Annotated in this window: 11 protein-coding genes and 1 pseudogene; 3 read left to right on the top strand and 9 right to left on the bottom strand. The window is 64.7% G+C overall.

Annotation, left to right across the window (positions count from 1 at the left end; translation table 11 throughout):
- Positions 1–51: 51 nt before the first annotated feature.
- From B3D39_RS01305 to B3D39_RS01265, 9 genes are all read right to left on the bottom strand, one after another.
- Positions 52–1005, bottom strand: coding sequence for an HlyD family secretion protein (locus B3D39_RS01305; RefSeq protein ID WP_274962707.1), 954 nt, complete (start codon positions 1003–1005; stop codon positions 52–54).
- Entirely contained in the window at positions 998–1654 is a 657-nt protein-coding gene (locus tag B3D39_RS01300; protein WP_274962706.1) for a TetR/AcrR family transcriptional regulator, read from the bottom strand. Before B3D39_RS01300 ends, B3D39_RS01305 begins: the two co-directional genes overlap by 8 nt.
- 227 nt (positions 1655–1881) lie before the next feature.
- Positions 1882–2562, bottom strand: coding sequence for a dihydrofolate reductase family protein (locus tag B3D39_RS01295; RefSeq protein WP_274962705.1), 681 nt, complete (start codon positions 2560–2562; stop codon positions 1882–1884).
- Between the two features lie 75 nt (positions 2563–2637).
- Positions 2638–3033 carry a (R)-mandelonitrile lyase gene (locus B3D39_RS01290; RefSeq protein ID WP_274962704.1) on the bottom strand — a complete coding sequence of 132 codons (396 nt, stop codon included), beginning with the start codon at positions 3031–3033 and terminating at the stop codon, positions 2638–2640.
- A gap of 36 nt (positions 3034–3069) precedes the next feature.
- Positions 3070–3708 carry an NADPH-dependent F420 reductase gene (locus B3D39_RS01285; RefSeq protein WP_274962703.1) on the bottom strand — a complete coding sequence of 213 codons (639 nt, stop codon included), beginning with the start codon at positions 3706–3708 and terminating at the stop codon, positions 3070–3072.
- 11 nt (positions 3709–3719) lie between these two features.
- Entirely contained in the window at positions 3720–4481 is a 762-nt protein-coding gene (locus B3D39_RS01280) for a carboxymuconolactone decarboxylase family protein (RefSeq protein WP_274962702.1), read from the bottom strand.
- A 153-nt stretch (positions 4482–4634) separates the two neighbouring features.
- Complete coding sequence (locus B3D39_RS01275; RefSeq protein WP_274962701.1) at positions 4635–5498, bottom strand: aldo/keto reductase; 864 nt, start codon at positions 5496–5498, stop codon at positions 4635–4637.
- A 183-nt stretch (positions 5499–5681) separates the two neighbouring features.
- The gene (locus tag B3D39_RS01270; RefSeq protein WP_274962700.1) at positions 5682–6578 is read right to left on the bottom strand and encodes a LysR family transcriptional regulator; all 897 of its coding nucleotides are present in this window, start codon (positions 6576–6578) and stop codon (positions 5682–5684) included.
- A 98-nt stretch (positions 6579–6676) separates the two neighbouring features.
- Complete coding sequence (locus B3D39_RS01265) at positions 6677–7132, bottom strand: (R)-mandelonitrile lyase (protein ID WP_098411435.1); 456 nt, start codon at positions 7130–7132, stop codon at positions 6677–6679.
- Positions 7133–7375: 243 nt separating this feature from the next.
- Here B3D39_RS01265 and B3D39_RS01260 point away from each other — a divergent pair, with 243 nt between their 5' ends.
- From B3D39_RS01260 to B3D39_RS01250, 3 genes and pseudogenes are all read left to right on the top strand, one after another.
- Positions 7376–8575 carry an NAD(P)-dependent alcohol dehydrogenase gene (locus B3D39_RS01260; protein ID WP_274962699.1) on the top strand — a complete coding sequence of 400 codons (1200 nt, stop codon included), beginning with the start codon at positions 7376–7378 and terminating at the stop codon, positions 8573–8575.
- 106 nt (positions 8576–8681) lie between these two features.
- On the top strand, positions 8682–9116 hold the full coding sequence (locus B3D39_RS01255; RefSeq protein ID WP_274962698.1) for a cyclophilin-like fold protein: 435 nt from the start codon (positions 8682–8684) through the stop codon (positions 9114–9116).
- A 53-nt stretch (positions 9117–9169) separates the two neighbouring features.
- Positions 9170–9553, top strand: a pseudogene (locus tag B3D39_RS01250) (deoxyribodipyrimidine photolyase); the annotation flags it as partial.

Raw genomic sequence — 9553 nt, 5'->3', positions numbered from 1 at the left:
CGACGATCGCGGGCTCGCTCTGGGCGCTCGCGCTGTCGGCGGCTGTCGTGCTCATTGCACCCGCCTCAGGCTGACAGGCTGGCCCGGCAGGAGCGACGCGCCCGCCGGAATGCGCGCCTCGGCGCGGAACACGAGCCGCGAGCGTTCTTCGCGCGAATAGATGATCGGGGGCGTGTATTGCGGCTCGGAAGCCATCTTGCTGATCGTCACCTTGATGCTCGGATCGCAGCCGTCGCATTCCATCTCCAGCTGATCGCCAATGGCGAAATCCGCGCGCTCGGCCTCGGGCAGGAAGAACAGGACCTTGAGCGCGTTCGGCGGCAGGATCGACAGCACGGGCGACCCGGCGGCGGCCACTTCCCCGGCCTTGTAATAGACCGTCTCGATCCGACCGGCCACGGGGGCGGTAACCGTCATGTCATCCAGCTGCGACCGGGCGAGATCGGCATCAGCCTGTGCGGCCTCGAGCGTCTTCTGGGCTGCGAGGACCTGCGCACTGCGCGCGGGCAGGGCCGCCACTTCGAGCTGGGCCTTGAGCTGCGCCACCTGCGCCTCGGCCTCTTCCAGAGCGGCGCGGTCGACATCTACCTTGGCCTGAGCGACGATTTCGCGGGCGAACAGGTCCTCGGTTCGTTTCAGCGCGGATTCCGCGAGATTGCGATGGGCGATGGCTTGCTCCAGAGAGGCCTTGATCACCTCGATCTCGGCGTCGCGCGATCCGGTCTCGAGGTTGTTGAGATTGGCGCTCGCGGTGCCGATCTTGGCCTCGGCAGCCCGCAGCGCCGCCTGCTGTTTCGTCGAGTCCATGTCGAACAGGAACTGATCGGCCTTCACGCTGTCGCCTTCGATCGCCGCCAGCGTCTTGATGCGCCCGGTGACCGAGGGGGCGACATAGACATATTCGCCCTCCACATAGCCCGAGTAATGCGGCACCGGGGCGTCCCCATAGCCGGGAATGATCGCGGTGAGCAGGGCGCTGATCCACGCAACAATGGTATCAAGCATCGGTCGAACCCTCCGGTGACAGGAAAACGCCGTGGAATAGAATGTCGAGGTGGTTCTCGATCAGCCGATCGAGCGACAGCCCGTCCTCCGGCACAACGTCGAAGATCTCCGCAAGCAGGAGATGGACGACGATCGGGCCGATGATCGAGCGCAGGGTCAGTTCGGGATCGACCGGGCGCAGTTGGCCCGAGGCGATGCCCTGTCGGATGATTTCGGTGGCGGCGGGCAGGACGTGGTCGAACACCTCGCGCCGATACATCGCGGCGATTTCGGGGGCGACGACGGCCTCGCGGATCACGACTTTCGGGACCGCCAGAACCTTCGGATCCCCCAACGAGGTCGCGATCAGCGAGAATAGCGCGCGCAGCGTGGCGCGCGCGTCATCGGGCGTCGGTTCGACAAGGGCTTGCGCCCGCGTGGCGATCGGAGAAACCGCCCGGCGCACCAAGCCTTCGAGGATCGCCTGTTTCGACGGGAAATAGAGATAGACGGCGCCCTTGGAGAGACCCGCCGTCTTGGCGATCTGCGCCACCGACGTATGGGCGTACCCCTTTTCATCGAAGAGCGAGAGCGCCGCGTCGAGCACCTCGTCAGGCCGCGCCTCCGCGCGACGTCGAAATTTGGGCTCGGGCGAGTCGGGATCTGTCATGGGCAGAAAATAACTGACCGGTCAGTCAGTAGCAAGAATTTTGACTCAAATCCCTATGTCTTTCGACAGCTTCAGGAAAAAGGCGAGGGGGGGCGACGCCGTTGGTCTTTCGCGGAAATTTAGGAAGCGACGCTCAAGGTCGGCAGGCGCAGTTTTGCCATGCCTCGCTGAGCGTTGCGCCGCCCCGAGCGCAACGATGCCTCGCGGGCTTTCGGGGGAAGCCTGTCTCAGCTCTCCCTGCTCACGCTGTGGCGGAGCCAGACGATCCCATTCTCCAGCGTCTCGGCCTGCACCAGCTCCAGCGATTGCGCGGGGCCAGCGCCTTGTTCGTAGATCGCAGGCGCGCCGCTATTGCCGTCGATCACCGGCAGGATCAGGGTGCTGGTCGCGTCGATCAGCCCGTTGGCGAGGAAGGTGCCGTTTAGCATGCCGCCGCCTTCAAGCAACAGCCGGTCGATCCCGAACCCCTCGGCGATGCGGGTCAGCGCGCCTTCGATGTCGTCTCCCTCGGGACCGCTGAACACGACCGAGATGCCGCGGTCTATCAGCCGCTCCGCATGCGCCTGCGCGACACGCTCGGAGAGCACGATCGCCAGATGGTCGCCCTCGAGCTCGTCCGTATCCGGCAAGAGCCGCCCCTTGCGGTCGAACACGACGCCGAGGGTGCGTCCCGCCAGATCCGCCAGTCGATCGGGCCGTGCGGTGGGCGCGGGATCGAGCATCGGTTCGACATGTGGCACCCAGCCTTCGAGCGAGGCGCGCCCGATGATCCAACCTTGCCCCTCCAGACGCGCACCGACCGCATCGTAGATCGTCAGCAATTCGTCTTCGGAATAGGGCCACCCTTCGGTCTTCAACCGTCCGTCGAGCGTGGTGATCATGTGGCAAGTGATGTGCGGCCGGGGCATTGCGGGGCCTCGTGCTTTGAAAATTATTGGGAAGAAGAAAGAGAAGGCCGAGCCGCGCAGGCCCGGCCCTCAAGGTCAGCCGTTATAGTCTTCGTCGGCGACTTTCTCGAGCCAGGTGACGGGCGAGCCGTCGATGCTTTCCTGCACCGCGATATGGCTCATCGCGGTCGCGGACGAGGCGCCGTGCCAGTGCTTTTCGCCTGCCGGAAACCACACGACATCGCCCTGACTGATCTCTTCGACGGGGCCGCCTTCGCGCTGGACGCGACCGCGCCCGAAGGTGACGATCAAGGTCTGGCCCGCCGGGTGGGTGTGCCATGCGGTGCGCGCGCCGGGCTCGAAGGTGACATGGCTACCCGAGGTGCGGCCGGGCTCTTCGGCCTGAAACAGCGGATCGACGCGGACGGTGCCGGTGAACCAGTCTTGGGGGCCCTGCATCGAGGCGTTGGTGCCGGAGCGAATGATTTTCATGGGAAAACTCCTTTCTTGGGGTAGGGGAGCGCGGGCTTAGCCGCGCAGTTTTTCGAAACGATAGGTCAGGGCGGGACCGCCGGGTTGCCCATAGGCTAGCTCGGCGGTGACCATTGCAAAGGGTTCGACGAAGCGCCCGGTGCGCAATCCGCCCGCATCAACCGGCGTAAAGCCGATATCTTCGATCAGCCCGCGCGCGACGGATTTCGCGCCGTCGTCATCGCCGTAGAACAAAAGCTGCGGCGGGTCGGCCTGTCCCTTGCGGGCGAAGACCGGGGCGAAGCTCTCGGAGGGAGAGGTGTTGAATGTGGCCACCCAGCGCGCATCGGGGCGCATCGTGGCGAGTTGCTCGGCCCCGGAGGTCTTGGGGCCGAGCACGAGATCGCTATTGCTCGCATCGAGCGGGACGCAGCAGTTTAGCACCACCTGACCCGCCATGTCGCCAGCCTGAGACAGAACATCCTCGACCCGGCTCCAATGCACGGCGAGCAGGATCGCATCCGCACCCGCGACCGCCTCGGCCACGGAGGTCGCCCGCCCGCCGGTCTCGGCGGCGAGCCGCTCCAGCTTGGCCTGACTGCGCGAATAGGCGAAGCGCAGCTCGTGGCCGCATTGCGCCCAGATCCGTCCGAGCTTGGCGCCCATCAGTCCCGATCCGAGAATGGCAATCTTCATGACAGAGTCCTTTACTCGGCGCGTTTCTCGAAGACGTCCTTGGCCACCGGCAGCGCGGAGAAGACCTTGGGCCAGCCCGCGTAGAAGGCCAGATGCGAGAGCATCGCACCCGCTTCCTCCTGCGTCAGCCCGTTATCCATCGCACGGTTGAGGTGGAAGGTCATCTGCTCGGGCTGGCCCGCCGCGATCAGGGCCGCGACGGTGACCATCGAGCGGTCGCGCGGCGCGAGATCGGGACGCAGCCAGAGGTCGCGGAACAGAAGCTCGCGCGTGTTGTCGACCACGCCCATCGAGACATCGCCATAGGTGCCGCGCACGAAATTCTCGCGCGATTCTTCGGCCTCTTCATCAAGCGGCAGCAGGTCGACCTCTGCGCCGGGAAGGCTGTCCGCGGCGATCCCGCGCGCCTCGTAGACCGGCGCCATCGCCTCGGCCGCGGCGGTGGCGTTGCCCCAGCCGGTGTAGAAGGCGAGATGGGTGACGGTTTCCGACAGTTCGGCCGGCGTCACGCCGCTATCGAGCGCGAGTTCGACGAAGCGCTGGAGGTTTCCTGTCTCGTGGCGGGTCATCAGCGCCGCGAAGGTCACAAGCGAGCGGTCCCGCATGGACAGCTGCTCACCGGTCCAGACCGACCCGAGAAGGTCATTTGTGGAATAGGCCTCGAGCGCGGGGGCCGCGCGGCCAACGGCGTCGGGGATGGTGCGATCGAGCGCCTCGCCGGAGGCCGAGGACGCGATCAGAGCAAAGGCGGAAGCTGCAAAACGGGTTTTCATATCATCTCTCCTGTCGGGTTGATCTTGTCCTTCAGAGATGGGGGAGGCGGCGTTCAGGTTAATGCCGCATCAAGCCAAGTCACTCATGAGCGAGATTCATCGAAAGGCTTGAGAGGCACCGCCGGGACAGGCCCGGCGGTGCGATGGTCTGGCTTAAAGCTGCCCGCCATAGACGGGGAACATGCTCGCCTCGCCGTAATCCTTGATCTCTTCGACCGATTTCAGCGCCTCCATATCGGCGGCGGAAATCTCGAAATCGAGCGCCGCGTTCGACCGCATATGATCGGGGTTGGCGGTCTTCGGCAGCGCGACCATGCCCAGTTGCAGCACGTAGCGGATCGACAGCTGCGGAACGCTGACGCCATATTTCTCGGCCATCGCCTTGATCTCGGCATTGTCGAGGATCTGGCCGTGACCGATCGGCGAATAGGCCTCGGCGACCATGCCGTGGCTCTGGATGTAGTCGATCAGCTCGAAGGGCGTGTTCGACACGTGCGCGAGGATCTGGTCGATCATCGGCTTGACCTTTGCATTGTCGAGCAGGTTGTCGAGATCCGCCTTCTCGAAGTTCGACACGCCGATCGCGCCCAGCTTGCCCGCCTCATAGGCTTCTTCCAGCGCGCGCCACGCTTCGAGGTTGCCTTCGAAGTAGCCATCGTCGCCGTGGAACTCGGTCCAGGGCTTCGGGCTGTGGATGATCATCAGGTCGATCTTGTCGAGCCCGAGCGTCTCGAGCGAGCCGTCGATCGCAGCTTTCGCATCGGCATAGTTCTTGATGCCCGCGTCGAGCTTGGTGGTCACGAAGATCTCGTCGCGCGGAACACCGCAATTGCGGATGCCTTCGCCGACGCCACGCTCGTTGCCATAGGCCTGCGCGGTGTCGATGTGGCGATAGCCCATCTCGACGGCGGCCTTCACCGCATCGGCCACCTTGTCATCGTCGATCATCCAGGTGCCAAGGCCCAGTTTCGGGATCTCGACGCCATTGGGGAGGGTAAGGGTTTCGTTCAGGATCATGTCTGGCTCCTTGCATTGGAGGGCGCCGCGCCCCTCATGTTTCAAGAGCACGGCTTCGGTTCATGTCCTGCAATCTAGTGCGAGATGCGCCTCAGGATAATCGACGGAATTTTTATAGCACTCATGAATGGCAAGCATGAATGCGCACGTTCATTCACCCGAGCGTGATAATAGGGGGGCTGATCAGCCCCGCTCGCGCAGCGCTTCCAGCACGGCGCCGAAGGCCGAGGAGGGGCGCTGACGGCTGGGGTAATAAAGGTGAAAACCCGGGAAAAAGGGGCAATATTCCTCGAGGCAGGCTTGCAGGGCGCCACTTTCCAGATGGGGCGCGGCGAGCCGATCCGGCACCAGCGCCAGCCCGTGCCCGTCGAGCGCCGCGTGCTGCACCAACCCGATCGTGTTGAAGCAGGCCTGACCGGAGACTTTCACCCGGATCTCGTGCCCGTCGGCATCCTCGAATTCCCAGGCATAGAGTGCGCCATGCGTCGCCAGCCGCAGGTTGATACAATTGTGCTCGCTCAAATCGTGCGGGGTCTGCGGCACGCCAGCCGCTTCGAAATAGGAGGGTGCTCCGACACAGAGCATCCGTTCGTCCGGGCCGATCCTTGTGGCGATCATCCCCTCGCTCACGCTGTCGCCATAGCGCACCCCGGCATCGCATTGCGCCGAGGCCAGATCGGTGAAGCCGTAATCCATCACCAGCTCGACATTGATCGAAGGGTATTGCTTGAGCAGCGGCGAGAGCTTTGGCCAAAGCACGGTCTCGATCGCGTAATCGGTCGACACGATCCGGACGGTGCCCGTGGGCTGGTCCTGCGCGTCGTCGAGCGCGCGCAGCCGCGCCTCGATCATCTCGAAACAGGGGTTGAGCGTGGCCAGCAGATCCTCGCCCTCGAGCGTCGGCGCGACCGAGCGCGTCGTGCGGGTGAGCAGCCGCAGCCCCAGCCGTTGCTCCAGCGCCTTGATCGTATGGCTCAGCGCGGATTGCGACACGTTGAGCCGCGCCGCGGCCTTGGTGAAGCTGCGCTCTTCGGCGACGGCGGCCAAGGCGATCAGATCGTTGATATTTTCGCGCAGCATGAGGGAGGCCTCGCTGAATGTTGGTGTCGCCATCGGGCGGGTCTCCCTCACGATATATGCGCGTGGTTCATGACGTCCACGGATTATTCAGCCGTGGATCACTCCAGATAATCCGCGTCGCTCACCTTCTCGCCCCAGGTCACGGCGGAGCCATCCACCACCTGCTGGATCGCGAAATGCGTCACATGGGTCGTGTCGGTCGCGCCATGCCAATGCTCGATGCCCGGCGGGCACCAGATCACGTCGCCCGCCTGCATCAGCTGCTTGGGCTGGCCGCGTTCCTGTACCCAGCCGGAGCCTGCCGTCACGACGAGCTTCTGCCCTGCCGGATGGGTGTGCCAAGCCGAACGCGCGCCGGGAAGGAAGGTCACTTCGCCCGCGCTCACATCGCCCATGTCGGGGCCGAAGACGGGGGCGACGAGGGCGGTGCCGGTGAAGGTGTCAGAGCTGCCGATCGTGGCTGCGCGGCTCTCCGCCGGGGTCAGTTCCATCGACTGCGCAACGGCGGCGGGGGCGGCGAGAAGGACGGCGAGCGTCGTGAAGGTGCGGATCATCAGGGGTCTCCCTTGGATTGCGTTTCAATGGCAAGGCCGTGATCTCCCTGGCCTCGCCTTCATTGACGTAAGGGGCGCCGTCGCGGGGTTAATGCCGCAAAAGCCGGAAAGCCTCATGAGCAGGATTCATGGATGCTGTGCGCAAAGCAGTGATTATCTGCGGCGCGTTTCACGGCATGTTGAAAGGCAGGCGCCACCCTTGTTCCGGCGCTCTTCGTCAGTTCCCGAAAAAGGAGGCCCGAGATGTGCCAGTCCTGCAATGACACGTTCCAAACCCTGACCCGCGATGGCGAAAGCCGCCGCAATTTCCTGCGCAGCGGCACCGCGCTGGCCGCGGCCCCTTTGGCGGCGAGCGTCGCCACGCAAGCGGTCGCGCAAGAGGCCGGCGCATCGCTCGAAGCTTCCGAGGTGCAGGCTTGGGCGGCCTTCGACACGGATGGCAGTTTCGCGCCCCATACGATCCCGCGCCGTGCGGCTGGGCCGAAGGATGTCGTGGTCGAGATCATGTACAGCTCGATCTGCCACTCGGACATCCACACCTACAAGGGCGACTGGGGGATGCCGCAGTTTCCGCTCGTTCCCGGTCACGAGATGGTCGGCCGGGTCGTCGGCATCGGCGCTGAGGTCACCAAGTTCCGCGAGGGCGATGTCGCCGGGGTCGGCACGATGGTCGACAGCTGTGGCACCTGCGCCAATTGCCTTGCCGACCGCGAGCAGAACTGCCTCAACGGCACGACCTTCACCTATAATTCCGAGGACAAGATCTCGGGCGGGGTGACCTATGGCGGCTATTCCAAGAAGATCGTCGTGAAGGAAGACTTCGCGCTGCGCATCCCGCCGGGGGTCGATCTGGCCGGGTTCGCGCCGCTTCTGTGCGCGGGGATCACCACCTTCTCGCCAATCAATCACTGGGACCTGCAGCCCGGCCAGCGCTACGGCGTGATCGGCATGGGCGGTCTGGGCCATCTCGCGGTGAAGCTGGCGGCGGCGAAAGGGGCGGAGGTCGTCGTCTTCACGACTTCCGAGGACAAGATCGCCGATGCCAAGGCTTTCGGTGCCGCCGAGGCCTATCTCTGGTCCGACGAGGCCGCGATGCGGAGCCAGATGGGCAGCTTCGATCTGATGCTCTCGACCGTCCCGGTGGCCTATCCGATGCAGCAGTTCCTGAACCTGCTCAAGCTCGACAAGACGCTGGTCAATGTCGGCGCGCTGTTCCCCATTGAGGGGGCGCATGGGATGATGATGGGCTTCGGGCGTCAGAGCCTCGCGGGCTCGATGACGGGCGGAATTGCCGAAACCCAGCGTGTGATCGACTTCGCCGCGCATCACGGTGTCGCGGCCACCTACGAGATGATCACCCCCGAACAGATCGGCGAAGCCTGCGAGAAGGTCGTGAACAAGCAGGCGCGCTATCGCTATGTGATCGACATGACCAAGGCCTGAAAAGGCGACTGATGAGTGCGGCTCATCTGTGGCAGTATTGCGCGGGGGGTAATCCTCCTGCGCAATCGCGCATAGATTTGTCTCCAGCAGCAGGAGGGCATCGGCCATGAGCGTCACGAAGTTTCTGACACCCGTCGCGGCGCTGTGCGTCGCCGCCAGCATGGCCTGCGCTCAGGAGACGAAAGGAGATAGCATGATCCCGATCACCGTGACCGCAGGCGAGACGGTTCTGACCGCCACCCTCGACGACACCCCTGCAGGGCGCGATTTCGCGGCGCTCATGCCGCTGGAGTTGACCCTGCGCGACTACCACGGCATCGAGAAGATCGCCGATCTGCCGCGCAAGCTCGACACGACAGGCGCACAGCGCGCCTATGAGCCGAAGACGGGCGACATCACGCTCTATGCGCCTTGGGGCAATCTCGCGATCTTCTACAAACCCTTCGCCAACTCGCCGGGCCTCGTGCGGCTGGGCGCGTTCGACGGGTCGCTAGAGGCGCTGATGAGCAACCCGACGGTTCGGTTCGAGCGGGCGGAGTGATCGCATACGGCCCTCGCGGCGTAGATCGGTAGCCCGACCCGGAAGGAGATGCCGTGACCGCTGCCGAGCCTTTGCCGTTGCCCGCCGCGACCCGCGCGGCTGGTGAGGACCGCCTGACGCGGTTCGCCCCGAAGATGGGCGCGGATTACGCGCAGGGGCGCAATTTCGATCACGGGGCGGGGCGGCATAGGGAGGTCTCGCAACTGTCGCCCTATCTGCGGCGGCGTCTTGTGCTCGAGCGTGAGGCGGTGTCGCGGGCGTATGAGGCGCATGGGCCGGAGGCTGCGGAGAAATTCGTTCAGGAGGTGCTCTGGCGGGGCTATTTCAAGGGCTGGCTGGAACAGCGCCCCGATGTCTGGGCGCGTTATCGGGACGGGTTGGCGCAAGACCTTGCTGCGCTCGACGACGCGCCCGATCTGGCCGCGCGCGTGGCCGAG

Origin of the sequence: Thioclava sp. UBA3469, assembly GCF_002378135.1 — a bacterium.
In the GTDB taxonomy this organism is placed as follows: domain Bacteria; phylum Pseudomonadota; class Alphaproteobacteria; order Rhodobacterales; family Rhodobacteraceae; genus Thioclava; species Thioclava sediminum.
The sequence above is the reverse complement of the archived record's forward strand: the minus strand, read 5'-3'. Positions and strand labels throughout refer to the sequence as shown.